The organism is Paenibacillus ginsengarvi (assembly GCF_003626695.1).
In the GTDB taxonomy this organism is placed as follows: Bacteria; Bacillota; Bacilli; order Paenibacillales; family NBRC-103111; genus Paenibacillus_AB; species Paenibacillus_AB ginsengarvi.
In genome coordinates this window covers 175,102-190,465 of the sequence record NZ_RBAH01000002.1, presented here as the reverse complement: position 1 = coordinate 190,465, position 15,364 = coordinate 175,102, and the positions used below count along the sequence as shown (strand labels likewise).

At 54.8% G+C, this 15,364-nt stretch carries 12 protein-coding genes; all 12 read right to left on the bottom strand.

What is annotated here, in order from left to right; translation table 11 throughout:
• Nucleotides 1-100: 100 nt before the first annotated feature.
• The 12 genes from D7M11_RS04040 to D7M11_RS03990 all read right to left on the bottom strand — a co-directional run bounded on the left by D7M11_RS04040 (nucleotide 101) and on the right by D7M11_RS03990 (nucleotide 15,293).
• Nucleotides 101-1,831 (bottom strand): cache domain-containing sensor histidine kinase, encoded by a 1,731-nt coding sequence (locus D7M11_RS04040; protein ID WP_120745882.1) that lies wholly within the window; start codon nucleotides 1,829-1,831, stop codon nucleotides 101-103.
• A 1-nt stretch (nucleotide 1,832) separates the two neighbouring features.
• Nucleotides 1,833-3,401, bottom strand: coding sequence for a helix-turn-helix domain-containing protein (locus D7M11_RS04035; protein ID WP_120745881.1), 1,569 nt, complete (start codon nucleotides 3,399-3,401; stop codon nucleotides 1,833-1,835).
• A 92-nt stretch (nucleotides 3,402-3,493) separates the two neighbouring features.
• Nucleotides 3,494-5,149: an extracellular solute-binding protein gene (locus D7M11_RS04030; protein WP_120745880.1), complete on the bottom strand. Its 1,656-nt coding sequence runs from the start codon at nucleotides 5,147-5,149 to the stop codon at nucleotides 3,494-3,496.
• Between the two features lie 252 nt (nucleotides 5,150-5,401).
• Nucleotides 5,402-7,030 (bottom strand): extracellular solute-binding protein, encoded by a 1,629-nt coding sequence (locus D7M11_RS04025; protein ID WP_120745879.1) that lies wholly within the window; start codon nucleotides 7,028-7,030, stop codon nucleotides 5,402-5,404.
• Between the two features lie 48 nt (nucleotides 7,031-7,078).
• Nucleotides 7,079-7,948, bottom strand: a complete 870-nt coding sequence (locus tag D7M11_RS04020) for a carbohydrate ABC transporter permease (protein WP_120745878.1) — start codon at nucleotides 7,946-7,948, stop codon at nucleotides 7,079-7,081.
• Between the two features lie 51 nt (nucleotides 7,949-7,999).
• Nucleotides 8,000-8,863, bottom strand: a complete 864-nt coding sequence (locus D7M11_RS04015; protein WP_240040956.1) for an ABC transporter permease — start codon at nucleotides 8,861-8,863, stop codon at nucleotides 8,000-8,002.
• Nucleotides 8,864-9,126: 263 nt separating this feature from the next.
• Nucleotides 9,127-11,355, bottom strand: coding sequence for a hypothetical protein (locus tag D7M11_RS04010; RefSeq protein ID WP_120745876.1), 2,229 nt, complete (start codon nucleotides 11,353-11,355; stop codon nucleotides 9,127-9,129).
• A gap of 16 nt (nucleotides 11,356-11,371) precedes the next feature.
• Nucleotides 11,372-11,563 carry a hypothetical protein gene (locus D7M11_RS04005; RefSeq protein ID WP_120745875.1) on the bottom strand — a complete coding sequence of 64 codons (192 nt, stop codon included), beginning with the start codon at nucleotides 11,561-11,563 and terminating at the stop codon, nucleotides 11,372-11,374.
• Nucleotides 11,560-11,733 carry a hypothetical protein gene (locus tag D7M11_RS36290; protein WP_158606417.1) on the bottom strand — a complete coding sequence of 58 codons (174 nt, stop codon included), beginning with the start codon at nucleotides 11,731-11,733 and terminating at the stop codon, nucleotides 11,560-11,562. Before D7M11_RS36290 ends, D7M11_RS04005 begins: the two co-directional genes overlap by 4 nt.
• 72 nt (nucleotides 11,734-11,805) lie before the next feature.
• On the bottom strand, nucleotides 11,806-12,612 hold the full coding sequence (locus D7M11_RS04000; protein WP_158606416.1) for a response regulator transcription factor: 807 nt from the start codon (nucleotides 12,610-12,612) through the stop codon (nucleotides 11,806-11,808).
• A gap of 18 nt (nucleotides 12,613-12,630) precedes the next feature.
• Nucleotides 12,631-14,094 (bottom strand): glycosyltransferase family 2 protein, encoded by a 1,464-nt coding sequence (locus D7M11_RS03995; RefSeq protein WP_120745873.1) that lies wholly within the window; start codon nucleotides 14,092-14,094, stop codon nucleotides 12,631-12,633.
• Nucleotides 14,091-15,293 (bottom strand): HEAT repeat domain-containing protein, encoded by a 1,203-nt coding sequence (locus D7M11_RS03990; protein WP_120745872.1) that lies wholly within the window; start codon nucleotides 15,291-15,293, stop codon nucleotides 14,091-14,093. The genes D7M11_RS03995 and D7M11_RS03990 overlap by 4 nt, the downstream gene beginning before the upstream one ends.
• Nucleotides 15,294-15,364 lie beyond the last annotated feature (71 nt).

Here is a 15,364-nt window from a genome sequence, read left to right as displayed (position 1 = left end):
ATATAGCGCTTACAAGGAAAGTTTTAGCACACCAATCAACGAAAAGTTATACTTTGCAACGATTGCGAAAAAAAAGGGGTGCGGCCCATCCCATCCGGTCCTATCCGCTCCTGAATTTCGGAACGACGATTTTGACGGAGGTGCCGATGCCGTGTCCGCTGCATATCGAGACGCCGTAAGGCTCCCCGAACTGCAGCTTGATCCTCTCGTGAACGTTTCGGATGCCGTAGCCGGCCTTGATGCCAGTCGGATCGAAAATGTCGTCGACTCTTCCTCGCGGCATACCGATGCCGTCATCGATAATTTGGAACACGATTGCCTCGTTCTGCGGATAACCCCATATTTTCAGATGAATCCGGTCGACGCCGTACCACGAATGTTCCAGGACGTTTTCGATAAACGGCTGCAGGATGAGCTTGATCGTGTCGAATTCAAAAATGCTCTCGTCCATGCGGAAGCTGAAGTCCAGTTTGTCTTTATGCTTGATGCGCTGGATGTCGATGTACGCCCGCGCCTGCTGCCATTCGTCCTCAATCGGGATGATCGTTCGCCCGTCGCTCAAAGTAAGACGGTAAAATTGGGCCAGCGCCATTACCATTTCGTGCAGCTTGCCGATTTCCCCGAATTTCGCCAAGCGGCTTATAGAGGAGAGCGTGTTGTACAAAAAATGCGGATTGATTTGCGCCTGCAGCGCTTCAAGCTCGGCTTCCCTTTTGCGCAAATTGGCGACGTACACTTCACGGATCAGCTTGTCTGTATGATCTCCCATCTCATTCAACGCACGAAAAATGCGGGCGAATTCGTCGTTACCGGAATAGGCCGTCCGTTTCATGAAATCGCCTTCGCCAAAAGCGTCGAGCACCGACACAACCTTCGTCACCCGGCTGGCGAAAAACCGAGATACGACGATGCCGAGCAAGGCGAGGAACAGGAAACTGACGAAGCAGACGAACAAAGTCAAGCTGCGCACTTTGAGCGCTCCGCTTTCGATAAGCCGGTTCGGTACGTACGCCGCGATCGTCCATCCGAGTCCCGGAACCGTCTCCTCGACGCTGAAATAATCGTCGGCCGACCCGCCGTTATCCGGCGGCGGGTAAGGCTGGCCGGAAGCATACATCAGCTCGCGTTTTTCGTTCCGTACGGCTATGTAGCTCGCTTCCCCGATTTGCGCGTCGATCGTCTTGAACAAATCGCCGATTTTGAGCGTAATGCGGATCAATCCGAGCTGGTCGAGCCGGTATTCGTCATTGAGCCGCCGCACGAGCGAAATGTTGCGAAACGCCGCATCCGTTTCGATCTGCCTCCAATACAAGCTCGCGTCCGGCTGTTCCTTCGCTTCCGGCAGCTCCTTATACCAGGGACGGTCCGCAAGCCGGTCGAGATGGTACAGCTCGAACTGGCCGACCTTCGTCCGCAGCGGATCGGCGTCCGGGTCCCCCACGTAGTAAATTTCCGGCAGCGTATTGCTGGCGACATAAACGGACAGCCATATCGGACTGCCGGTCGATTTCATCGTGCCGAGCAGCTTCGGCTTCAAGTAGTTCGTCGTCGCCTCGTAGCTGTACCAGCCTTCCTCGTAACTGCGCAAATATTGCTGCAGCTTCTGGTCGTAATACAGCAGCTCTGACACTCGCTTCAAATCTTCCAGCGTATACGCGACATTGTCCTTCATCTGGCGGAGCGTCCCCCGGATGCCTGCGGAAAACTGCTCCTTGACCGAGCGAAGCGTCGACGTATACGCATAAGTGCCGATCAGTACGACCGGAATTAGCACGAACGCCAGATAGGACAATATGAGCTTTTGACCGAATGTAATCGTCCCCGCCCGCATCCTAGCACCGCCTGCGATACTCGCCCGGCGTCATGCCGAACACTTCCTTGAAGTGCCGGCTGAAGTAAGGCAAGCTGCGGTAGCCGACCCGGTCGGCGACCTCGTATACTTTCATTTTCGGATCCTGCAGCAGCAGCTTCGCCTTCTCGAGCCGCTGAGTGATGACGTAATCGCTGAAATTGATCCCGGTTTCTTCCTTGAACAGGTGGCCCAAATAGTTCGGAGCGAACGAGAATAGGTTCGCCGCGTCGCGCACCGTAATGCTCCGGTCGAGATGGTCTGCAACGTACCGTTTGATCTCCTCGATCAGCCGGCGGTTTTTTTTCATTTTTTTGGCGTGAAGCTTCTCGGATATTTCGAATACTTTGCGGCGCAGCCAAGACTGCATGTCTTCGGCCGTTTCAAAATAAAAGAGAAGCTCCATGCTCCGAAACTCCGTGCCGGTCAGCTTGTAAAAATTTTCGTTGAACCCGAGCAAGTAGTCATCCAGCTTGGCAATCGCATGCAGGACGAAATGATAGATCGAAGTTTTCGTCCCGAAGCTTTTGGCCAGCGCGAACAACTCGGCTATACTGTCGTCTAGACGGACGAGGTCATAATGCGACATGGCCTCGAACAGCCCGCTCAAAATGTCGCCCAGCTCCTTGGCATCCCGCACGATGCCCGGCCGGCGGTCGGCAGGTCCGATCAGCCTCCCTTTGCCGTAAAACATTTTGCACGCTAGTGCTTCCGCCGCCTGAACGTAGGAGCGGTGAACTTCGTCCAAACCGGACGCCGTTTCTCCAAGGCCAGCCGTCACGGACAGCCTCGTATCCGCTTTAATTTCCGTTATCATATTCTCGAGCTCGGAAGCCGGATCGGATTCGCTTATGATCACCGCGATCCGGTCGCCTTCCGTTGTGCAGCAATAATCGATCCCCTTCGAGCCGAATATGCCGAGCAGCGCGCTGCACCATTGCCGCACCTTATCGGGGGGTTCTTCTTCCCGGTACAAGCTCCGCTTCCAATCCAAGTCGTCGAACTCGAACAAAGCGACCGCTGCGGGAAACGGAATCCGGTCCAATCCGTACGGCTCCAAAAGCGATAACGCCGGCCCTCCTTCCGCCTTTCCTTCGAGCAGGCGGCCGAGCAGCTCGTCTTTCATATAGGGCGCGGACTGCCGGAACGTCTGCTCCAAGCTCGCGCCGAACCGCTCCCGGTTCAGCGTCTCCGCCGCCGTCCGCAGCGCCTGAGCCAACTCGTCGTCGTCGACCGGCTTAAGCACGTAGCTGCACGCGTTCATGTCGATCGCTTGTTTCGCGTACTGGAAATCGGCATAGCCGCTTACAAACACGACCTTCAGCTCCGGCCGCAGCGCGATCGCTTGACGGGCAAGCTCCAATCCGGACATATTCGGCATTCGGATATCGGTCACGAGTACGTCGATCGACTCTCGGCCAAGGACTTCCAGAGCCGCAAAGCCGCTGTTTACCGCGGCTGCGACTTCCATCTCCAGCTCTTCCCATGGAATAAAACGGAGAAGTCCCTCCAGGTCGAGCTGCTCGTCTTCGGCGAGCAATACTTTGTACATACGTGTCGGTCCTTTCCGAATCGTTTTCGGTTAGGGGTCAACTCCTTCCCTCCCCGTACCATCTATACGTCCGGCAAGGTCCCGTTATCCTGCTACTTGGCGCTCATTTTGGCTCGGTTTTCGCGCCATTTGGCGGTCTTGAATTCGAGCAGCTTGTCGTACCCGGCCGCTTTCGCATCCTTGTCCGCCTGCTCCAGAACGGCGATGACCTCGGCGTCGCTTCCGGCGCCGAGCGCCTTCGCCCTCGCCTCGACATAAATCTCGCTCACTTTTTCGGCAATTCGTTCTTCCTCCGACGAAGGCTCGGGGTTCAAATTGACGAATTGCGTCGCATTGTAAGACGTCGCCAAATTGATCGGCTGCTGCGGCTGAGCTCCCTTCTCCGCCATCGAACGCTGCTTCTCCACGCTATCCCACGCTTTGCTCATGAAGGTGGAATTGCCGGCCCACTGAAACGTATCCCATACGCCGAGCAACCGGTTGATTTCCTCGGTCTCGTCGAAGTAGTTCGGCTTGAGCAAGGGAAAGCCCGACTCGTCGGTTCCGCTCCAATACATGCTCTCGGGACCGAAATTGAGAATGCGCTGCCCTTCCTCGCCGGTCAGCCAATCCAAATAGGCGTATATGCCCTCAGGATTGGCGGCGCTCGTCGTAATGACGGATGCGTTCCAGCCGGTCGAATCGTACTGGGTCGGCCATACTTTCGTTTTGTCCACCTCGGCTTTGCGCAGCGGCCAAATAAGCTTGTATCCGACTCCCGAAGCGGAAGCTTGCTGGGTCAAGTTTCCCCGGCGGGTCAGATCAGTCACGTTATATGCGGCCATGACCGCCACTTTGCCGGATGTGACCTTTTCCCGGACGTGCTCGAGCGGTTGCGTAAGCGTATTTTGCGGAATCAGCTTTTCCCGGTAAAGCTTTCTGGCGAACAACATCGTTTCCTTGTAGACGGGATCGGCGAAGATGGATGTCAGCTTGTCCCCTGCGGGCACGGCCATTTGCGATACGAATAAAGTCGGATGATCGGCTGCGAAGCCGGAATACAGCAAATCGAGGCCCTGCCCAAAAATGCTCGTTTCGAAAGGAACGACGTCCGGATAGCTTTGTTTGACCTGCTGCAAATACCGGTACAAATCGTCGAAGGTCTCCAAAGGAGGCGACCCGAGCTCCTCATATATTTTTTTGTTGATGCTGTACCCGCCGTTGCCGGTTGGCGTGGACGTATGCCAGTTCGGAAACTGGTACAGCTTGCCGTCTTCCGAGCGAAGCAGGCGGATCGTCTCCGGCGTCGCCCATTTTTTCAAATTCGGGTATACATCCAAATAAGGGTCGAGCGGGACGAGCTTGCCCGCTTTGCGCAGCTTCTCCACGTCGGCTCCGCGTTCGGTAAAAATAACGTCGGGCAGCCCGCCGGAGACGATCATCGCATTCAGCGTCTGCGACGCTTTGCCGCCGGACGTTATATTGGTAACGCTTACCTTTTTATGTTCCTTGATCCAGCGCGTGGCCGGATCTCCGCCCCACGGCTGCATCGCATACCAGTCGTAATTGCCGAACAAGCTGAAGGCTAGAGGATCCTGGCCGAGCCGGAACTTGCCGCTCCCCGCCGGCTCGCCGCCCGTAGGCTCTTTTTGCTCCGCCTTGGGCGGTTGCGTTTGGGCGGGTTCGGCTGAAGACAGGCAGCCGGAAACGAGCAATGTTGCTGTAATACATACGGCCGCTTGTTGCGCCCGACGGATTGCTATTGTCATAGTTCCTCTCCTATCGTTCATTATAACGCACAACAAGGGTCAGATTGGGACTATAGCCCTTACCTCGATTGTATGTCTTATGCGGTATTTCGTCAATACTCTTCGAAAATCGAGAAGTCACAACGAATATTTGTTGATCTCTATAAAGAACAACCCTCCTTCATTTCCGCAATATTGACGATTACGTGCAGAAACGTATGCCGGTTGTTTCAAGGGCATACGTTCCGATGAATTTGATCTTTACGGCTTCCGCTACTTCGCGCCCATTTTTTTCAAATTGGCCTTCCATTTGTCCGTCTTGTATTGGAGAAGCTTCGCATAGCCCGCTTGGTTCGCGTCCTTGTTCGCCTTTTCGAGCAGGGCGTTTACCTCCTCGTCGCTTTTTGCGTACAATATTTTCGCTCTCGCCTCCGTGTAAATATCTTGCACTCTTTGGGCGATAATGCCTTCCTCCGAATCGGGCGCCGGATCGAGATTGATGAATTCCGTCACGTTGTACGACGTTTTGCGGGTGACCGCACTTTGCGCCGCCGCTCCCCAATCTTCCTTGCCGGGGGGATACTGCTTCATGACCCGATCATTAATTTCGCTCAGAAACGACGAGTTGCCCGTCCACGTAAACGTGTCCCAAACTCCGAGCAGCTTGGCGATTTCCGCGGACTGATCGAAATATTCTTTCTTCAGCTTCGGGGCGCCCAGATCGTCCGTGCCTTGCCAGTACGTTCCTTCCGGACCGAAATTGATGAGGCGCTGCCCTTCTTCCCCGGTCAGCCAGTCCAAGTAGGCGAATATGCCTTCCGGATTTTTGGCGCCGGTCGTAATGACATTCACATTCCAGCCGAGCACGTCGTATCCGGTCGGCCATACTTTGCTTTTGTCCACGCCCTGCTTGCGCAGCGGCCACAAAATCTCATAACCGGCTTCCGGATCTTTCCCTTGCAGCGCCACGGTGCCGCGCTTGCCGAGATCGGTTACATTAAACGCCGCAGCGACGGCAACCCGTCCGGTCGTTACTTTTTCCCTTACCTGGTCCAGCGTTTGCGTCAGCGCGTCCTGCGTCATCAGCTTCTCGCGGTACAGCTTGCTCGCGAACTGCATCGACTCCTTGTAGACCGGGTCGGCGAAGATCGACGTCAACTGCCCTCCCTGCGGTACAGCCTGCTGCGTGACGAACTGGGCCGGATGGTCGTTCGCGAAGCCGGAGTACAAAACATCAATCCCTTGCCCGGCAATCGTCACCTCGAACGGGATGACGTTGGGATAATGGTCTTTCGCCTTTTTCAAGTACGCGTACAAGTCTTCGAACGTTTCCAGCTTCGGCGAACCGAGCTCCTTGTATATTTTTTTGTTGACGATATAGCCGCCGTTGCCGATCGGAAGTTTCGTGTACCAGTTCGGAAACTGGTACAGCTTGCCGTCCTCGGAGCGCAGCATGCCGACGGCCGACGTCGATGCCCATTTTTTCAAATTCGGGTATTTCTCTACATAAGGATCAAGCGCCACGAGCTTGCCGGCTTTGCGAAGCCGCTCCACGTCGGCTCCCCGTTCCGTGAAGATAACATCGGGCAGCTCGCCCGAGGCAATCATCGTGTTAAGCTTCTGCGCCGCCGCGCCGCCGGACGGAATGGCGGTGACGTTCACCTTCTTGTTCTCCTTAATCCACTTCGTGGCGATATCTTCTCCCCACGGCTGCATCGTATACCAGTCGTAGCTGCCGTAAAAGCTGAACGAGAGCGGCGTTTCGCCAAATACGAACTTGCCTTCCGCGGGATCCGGCTTCCGGGTATCCCCATCTTCCCCTTTATCGCAACCGGCGACGGCAAGTACCAGACCGAGCGCTGCGGCAACGAGCGCGGAGATCGTACAGTGTGCAGCTTTCATGCTCATCCCCCCTGTCGGTTTATAAACTCGTGAAATGCGGCCTAACGCTTACTCCTTCAAAGAACCGACCAGCACTCCTTTGACAAAATAGTTTTGCAGGAACGGATACAGGACGACGATCGGGATCGTGGCCACCATCATGGTCGCCATGGTCAGCGACTTGGTCGTGACGCTCATCATCTTCGCCATATGCTCCTGCGCCGCCGAATTCGTCTGCATCAGCTGTTCCGACAATATGTTCGAGTTCATGATTTGCTGCAGCACCGTCTGGATCGGCAGCAGCTCCGGCTTTGAAATGAAAATGCTCGCGGTAAACCAGTCGTTCCAGTGATATACCGCCGTGAACAGCGACAACGTAGCGATGACCGGACCGGAAACGGGCACGACGATTTTGAAAAAAATGCCGAAATGGCCGCAGCCGTCGATTTTCGCCGACTCGTCGAGTCCGGGCGGCAATCCGGCAAAAAACGTACGGAACACGATCATGTTCCAGACGCTTATGATGGACGGAATGACCATTACCCAGAAGCTGTTCATCATGCCGAGCTCGCGATTCAGCAAAAAAAACGGAATGAGCCCGCCGCTGAAATACAGCGTGACGATGCAGAACACCATGTACCCTTTTTTCCAGACCAGCCCTCGGACCGACATGCCATAACCGAACATGGATGTAAAGAAGATCGATAACGTCGTGCCGACGACCGTCCGTGCAGCAGAGACGAGAAACGCGTTCAACAACCGTTTATCTTGGAAAACGATCGCGTAATTGTCCAGCGTAAATTGCCGCGGCCATACCGTAAGGCCGCCGAGAGCAGTATCCGTTCCCGTATTGAACGAAATGACGAGCGAATTCCAGAACGGGTACAGCGTAGCGAGCCCGAATAAAGCCAGCAGCGAATAAATCCAGGCTTGCAGCATCCGGTCACCCCGGCTAGGCTTCACGTCTCATATTCACCCCTTTTTCGCGGGTCACCATAGGCTGGTGCCGAACTTTCTGGCGATGGCGTTGGCGATCGTAAGCAGGCCGACGCTGATAACCGCCTTGAACAAGCCGACCGCCGTCGCGTACGAATACCGCGAGCTGAGAATGCCGGCCCGGTACACGTAAGTGTCGATCACGTCGGAGACGTCCCTAAGCACCGGATTGCGGGCGAGCAGCCATATATCCTCGAATCCGGCGTTCAAAATGTTCCCGACCGCCAAAATCAAAAAAATGATGACGACGGGGGAAATCGAAGGAATCGTAATCAGAAATATTTGCTTCCAGCGGCTCGCCCCGTCGATGGACGCCGCCTCGTACAGGTGCGGATCCACCCCCGCGATCGCGGCCAAATAAACGATCGCGGCAAACCCGACTTCTTTCCAGACGCCGGCAGTAATGAGAATCGCCCAAAAATAGTCGGGGATGGACAAAAAGTTGATCGGCTCGCCGATAAGCCGCAGCTTTTCCAGCGCGATGTTCAAGCTGCCGCTGTCGACCGACAGCATCGAAATGACGAGTCCCGACACGATGACCCACGATAGGAAGTGCGGCAAGTAGCTGATCGTCTGCACAATCCGTTTGAACGCCATATGGCGCACCTCGTTCAGCATTAGCGCAAGCGTGATCGGTGCCGGAAAGCCTACGAGCAGCTTGAGCACGCTGATGACAACCGTATTGCGCACGACGCTCCCAAATTCCGGCGCCTCGAAAAACATCCGGAAATGCTTGAGCCCCACCCACGGGCTGCGGGTAAAGCCTTTGAACAGGTCGTAATCCTGAAAAGCCATAAGGACGCCGTACATCGGAATGTACATGAAAACAAAAATAAACAGCAGCGCCGGGACGACCATCAGTTGCGCCTCCCATTGCAGCGACAGCCTTCTCCATATCCGCCTTCCGGACGGCTTCCGCACTTCAGCGATTGTAAACGTTTCCGGCTTCAACCTCATCACCTTCCGCCCAATTTCATCTAAAAGCCTCGGATATTCTCATCATAATGGAGCGGCATTGCTGCTTCTACGTGAGCGTCCAACGAAAAATGTTACTTTGCAAAGGATTTCAGGGAGAAAGAAAACCGCCAAAATCGTCGCGATTTTGGCGGGTTGTTGCTGCTTTATTTCGTTTGGCTGCCGTCCCCGATGTCCTGGAACGCCTTCTGCATAATGTAGTAGCTTTGTTTCAGCCGTTCCTCATATTGCACCGAGTTCCACGGCTTCCATTTGTATTTCGGCATTTTGGATAGGTCTACAGGAGCGCTGCCGTCGCCGAGTCCAGTCACCTGATTCGTCGCTCTGTCCACGATCCAAGGAACGAGGCGGATGCCGTCCACTTTCTGATTTTGGATCTTGCCGTCCTTCTCCACATAATTGACTGCACGCAGCGAGCTCGGATCGGCGAAACCGAGCAGCATCCATGGTATGCGCATCTCGACAACGTTTCCTTGCGCCTGCCACATCGTAAGCGAGTTGTAGTCCGGCGACGACGGGTCTGTCGTTCCCCGTTTCAGCTGGCCGGCGGGAAGGTCTTTGTAAGGGCGGTAAATCTTGGCAGCCGGCGGGCTAAATTCCATGTCGACGATTAGCCGCCACGGCTTAAAAACGCCGGAGTCGTCCCGCATCTCCTCTTCCTCAACCGGCGCCATGCCGTTGATCGTGCCCCACAACCGGGTCGTGAAATCGTAGTTGGAGGCGATGCGGACCTCGCTCTCCAGCGTTTTGCCGATCGTGACAAGCGTCTCCAGTCCTTCGCCGAGCGTCCGGTCGCCCAGCTCCTTCGCGTGCCGGTTGCCGCCCTCCATCGTATCCGCTCCGATGTACATAATCTGCTTCTCGGGATCGAATGTTTGATCCAGCTCGGCGGCAATGTAAACGTACGCCTCGTCATGCGTAACCCACATGGTTTTCCATCCGGGCACGCCGGGATCGAACTTCTTCTTGTCCTTGATCTTCTCCCAATCGTCCAGCTTGCCGTCAATGAGGAGCGGACCGTCTTTGCTGGAATACATGCCGACGAGTCCGAACAGCTTCTCGTTCGTCAGTACGTTTAGCCAATATTTGCGCCGGTCGACCGGCTGCTCGAAATCTTGTGTATTCCATGTCCGCTTGAACCACTCGTCCTGCCACATGAACAATATGGCGCCGGCATAGTTCTCCTGTACGATCTCGCGAAGCAGATCCGCGTCGATGTTGCCCTGCTCCTCCTCGGTATGTCCGCCCTGGTTGCGGCCGAGACCCGTAATATGCCCGATACCGAGCGAAGCCGGCACCCCGTACTCCGTCACCATGATCGGAACGTCTTTATGGTGTTCCTTCAGCAGACGGAGATACGCCTTGTACGTATCGATCTCGCCTTTGTCGTTTTTTACGTTTTTGATCGTTTCGTCGCTTCGGAAAAATTCCGGGTAATACGGATACGCATGGAAAGAAGCGAAATACCCGGCTTGCCAGTTCACAGGCTCGATATGCATCGGATCGACGCTGACCAAATCTTCGGCTCGGTCGATCTCGCCCGGATGCTCGAGCGGGTCCGTCGACACCCAATTCGTGAAGGCGTACGGATGCTGCCAGCCTTGCTTCGTTTCGAACGCCGCGAGCGTATCGAGCATTTCCGCCAGCATGTTCTCGAACGGCGTCGCTCCTGCCTTCGCTCTGAAATAGTCGCCTTTAAACGGTTCCATGCCCGGATGCGCCTTGTCGGTCGCTTGGACCAGCACCGGGTCCCATTCCGTCCCGATACTCCATCCTAGCAGATAAGGTCCCGCGTTCGTTTTATACCGGCCTTGGGCTTTGCCCGTCTCTTCCGGAATGTTGACGTCTCCGTATACGGCTCCGACGGCGTAAATGATTTCCTTCTTGAACTCCTTGGTGACCAAGGGGCTTAAAGCATCATGCGTTTTGATCATTTGCGATTCGGGCGACCATACCCCTTGGATGAAATACAGAGGGGAGTCGGGATGCGCTTCGTTGAACTCGACCAAGGCTTCGTAAAATACGGGTTCATGAATCGTATAAATGCGGATCACGTTGGCGCCCAGTTCTTGAATCTGACTAAACCAGCGCATAAACGTTTTTTTGTCGATGTTCAGCTCTCCGGGGTCGTGACCGGGAACGGTCGCACCGACATTCACTCCTTTGGCAAAAAACGATTGCCACTCCTGACCATCGTACAATTCGATCTGATCGCCTTGTGTGCGAAATTTGACGTTCATGCCGTTATTGAGCTTGGCGCTTCTCACATGCGTCCCCTCCGCGCTTAAAGGCCGAAAATGCTGCCATCCGAAGTAGCCGATCAGCAAAGCGATAACAATCGTCAGGCTTACGCGAAGCTTTATGTTTCTCTTCATAGGGCTACGTTTCTCCTTACTTGCCGCGACCTTCCCATGCAACATGCGGTTTTCGCGTCCCGCGATCGGGCTCCAGTTTTCTTCGCCGCAAAGCGACCGTATCGGCAAAAATCAGTTCCATATCGCGAATTTGTTCGATCGTCGCTTCCTGGCGAATGAAGCGAACCATTTTTTTGAATGATTTCGGGTATTCATCGAATCGTTTCACGAATGCTCCACCCCGATATCCATATGCTTGCGCAAAATATCGCTGAGCTGGCCCACATACCTGCTAAGGGGTTGTGTCCGGACGTGGCGAAGATTTTGAGCCTCCGAAATAAATCGCTCCAGCTCTTGGCGTAGTACGCTCAAATCCGCAGTCATTTGCGTCGCTTTCAAAGTGCCGCACCTCCTGTACCGATGATCGCCTCACCAAAACTTTCGATAGATTCCTCATGCAGCGCAAACCGGTCAGCCGAGCAGCCGGCGAACCCTCGCTTCCAGTTCTACCGGGGAATACGGCTTTCGGATGTAATCGGCCGCGCCAAGCTCGAAGCAGGCGCTAATATCCCGCTCGACACGATTTTCCGACAAAACCATGATGCTGCATTCCTCTTTCGTTTGCTTCCGATTGCGGATGCTGCGGATCAAGTCGTATCCGTCCAAAGCGGGCAAGGAAAGCTCCGTAATGACCAGATTCGGCGTCAAAGCGTTAAACATCCGGAGACCGTCCGCTCCGTTGTTCGCCATGAACACTTCGTAACCTTTCATGCGAAGCCGGGTATCGAGCAGTTCGCCGACCGTTTCGTCTTCGTCGACGATCAGAATCGTCAAGTGCTTCCGTTTGTTCGCCGGCTGGTTGTAGATCAGAATCGTGTCCTCATAGTCCGCTTCGTCAGCCGTCATCGCATAAATCGTTCGAATGTCCGCTTCCTTCGGCACGCCGCATTCCGGAAAACTCGTAATGACTATGGGACTGCCGGCGAGCTGCTCGTCGAGCATGAATTGTTTGACCGACAACGAGACGTAATGCGTATGGCTCAGCTTGGTATCCGGCAGCAAAATCGCCAGCATTCCGCCGCCCGCTTCGTACAAATACTGCGCTTCGTTATCTGGAGCATGGAAAGCGAGCCGCTGCCTCAAACGGTTCAGTCCGTTTTCGTCCAGCGCGATCTTGGCTGCTATGAAGCCGCACGCCGTCTCCTTCGACTCTACAAGCACCCGGTTCAGCATGGCGAACAAATGGCCGGTTTCCACGTTTTCTTGCAACAGCTGCATATACATTTCACGTCACCTCTACACGGTTTGATTGTTAGCCGGCTGGCTCGGTATAGCCGCCTTCGCCTTTGGTTCGGCGGGTTCGTGCTTCCAACTTGTCCTGACCATCACGCCCCACGAGTCGTCGTTGCGGATATAGTCGATATGACCGAGTATTTTCCAATACACATTGATCTGATTGTAGCCGAGCGTCATCAGCACGGAATAAAACATCATTTTGACGAGATCCTTGAACTTCGGATAACGGCGGAATGCAATTTCTTCGATCAGCAGGGCGCCGCAGCTGAACAAAATTTCCACGAGCATGCTTACCCCGATAATCAGCAGCATCATCCGGTAGTCGGCCATGCCGAGCGAGACGTACCCGAGCAGCGCGAGATAACCGGTCATTCGCAAATACGGGCCTAACGTTTCGAAAATGAGCGTATACGGCATGGACAACAGTCCGACTGCCCTATATTTCGGCACGAACATCATGCTGCTGTACTTGAAAATGTTTTTGATGTTGCCCCGCGACCACCGTTTGCGCTGGCTTTGCAATATGCGCAGCGATTCCGGCGCCTGCGTCCAGCATACGGCGTCCGGACAATAAGCGATCCGGTACGGCAAGTCGTTGTCCATCATGTATTTGTGAAGCTTGATAATGATGTTCATATCTTCGCCCGGGAAGCCGTCGCGATAGCCGTCCACCTTCACCAAATAATCTTTGCGGAACAACCCGAAGGCGCCGGAGACGATAATGAGCCCGTTGATCGCACTCCATCCGATCCGGCCGGCGAGGAACGACTTCAAATATTCGATGTTCTGAAACATCGGCAGCAGCTTGCGGGGAAGGTTCACTTCCGTTACGCAGCCGTTCTCGATTTTGCATCCGTTCGCTACGCGTACGTTGCCGCCGATCGCGATCGTTTCCTCCGGCTTTTCCATATAAACGGAGGCCAGGCGGATCAAAGCGTCCTTCTCCAGCAGCGAATCGGCGTCTATGGTCGCCACAAGCGGATAATGCGACACGTTAATCCCTACGTTCAGCGCATCCGCCTTGCCGCCATTTTCTTTGTCCACGACATAAAGCTTCGGGTAGCGGGGATTATGATAAACGCCTCGGATCGGCTTCGCCTCGAGCGTTTCTCCCATGGCATAGTTCGCCTTCGGCAAAAGGCCGAATTCGTCGATCAGCACCTGAAGCGTGGCATCCTTGGAGCCGTCGTTGATGACGATCACCTCGTAGGACGGATAGCCGAGATTCAAGAGAGACCGGAGACTTTCGATAATGGTCAGCTCCTCATTATAGGAAGGAACGAGTATGGAAACCGGGGGCACTTGCTCGGACCCGGACAGCTCGCGGTAACGGGCGTACTTCGAACCTTTAATAATGCGGATGATCCGTTTATGCGAGAGAAGCATAATGATCAAATAAAACACGTATACGGCGATAACCGAGTACAAAGCAAACAAAGCGTAGCCAAGAAGCAGTTGTTTCATGCAGAATCTCCTTTCGACAAGCTAAGGGCCATGCTGCTTGGCAACATTTCGGTTTGCAATGTGTCAAAAAACTGCCGATAAATGCCGAGCCTGCGGCTATGCCGCATCGCTTGCTCAAAATCGTCGAAGTTCAAAGCACCTTTCGCCAGCTCCTCTTGAAGGACATCGCCGGCCAAATCCGCCTCCTCCGACTCGCTCCCGCTCGCCAGCTCGCATAAAGCGCGAAAGCCATGATCCTCCATCCGCGCCAAGCTGCGCGCGCTGTTAAACCGGACCTGCCAGTCCGCATCCGCCATCCCTGTCTTCAGCAGTTCGATCGTGTACGGCTGCCCGATCCGGCCCAAAGCGTCTACGACAGCGAGACGGATCTCCACATCGCCATGGCGCATCAGTTCCTTCATATGCCCTTCCGTCACCTGCTCAGCCTGCCCGACAAACGCTTGTACGGCGAGCAGACGCAGCTGAGGATCGCTAGCACGAACGAGCGGCGGCAGTAATTCGCGCGCGCCGGGAATCGCCCGATTTTGCAAACAAGTCAAGGCAATCTTCATCAGCTCGTCATCCTGCTCCCGCAAATAGCGGATCAGCATCGCCGTGTTATCGATACGCGACAGAGCCAGAACTTCGGCGACCAGCCGGTGCGATTGTTTGCGAAACTTTGCAATCGACCGTACCATGCGGTCCAGCTCCTCTTCGGACAACGCACTCTTGGATATGGCGCGGGCGATGACGAAGACGGGAGAACCGTAGCTCTCCTCATCCAGCAGCTCCAGAAGAGTAGGAACCGCCTCCTTGGCTTGCATGACGCCGAGATTATGGGCCGCGTCCAGCCGCGTCCAATGAATTTCGCTGCGCAGCCTGCGCATGTTCAGCTCCACCAGGCCGAGGTCGCGGCAAAGCTGGGTCAGCTTGTCCCGTTCGGCTCCAGCGATTTTCTCCATCCATTCGAACAGCTTGATCTGAATCACTTTTAGCTCGGTTTTCGTCAGCTTGCCGGACGGTTTCCCGAGCGGCGCCTCTTCATGCAAATGCGATTTCACATAATCGAAATAATCTTGATGCTTCAGCGAGTATCGCCGGGACTCTCGATCGAACCAGATCGCCCGCGTCCGTAAACCGAACAGACCGACAAAAACGAGAACGATGAGTGCTATCAATATATAAGCCAGAACGATAATGTGCGAAGCGTTTTCGGTCATACGGTTTCCTCCTGCTCCTAGTACTCCTCTATCTCTCTTTACTCGTGCCAAACTTCCGTTCCTACCAAGTG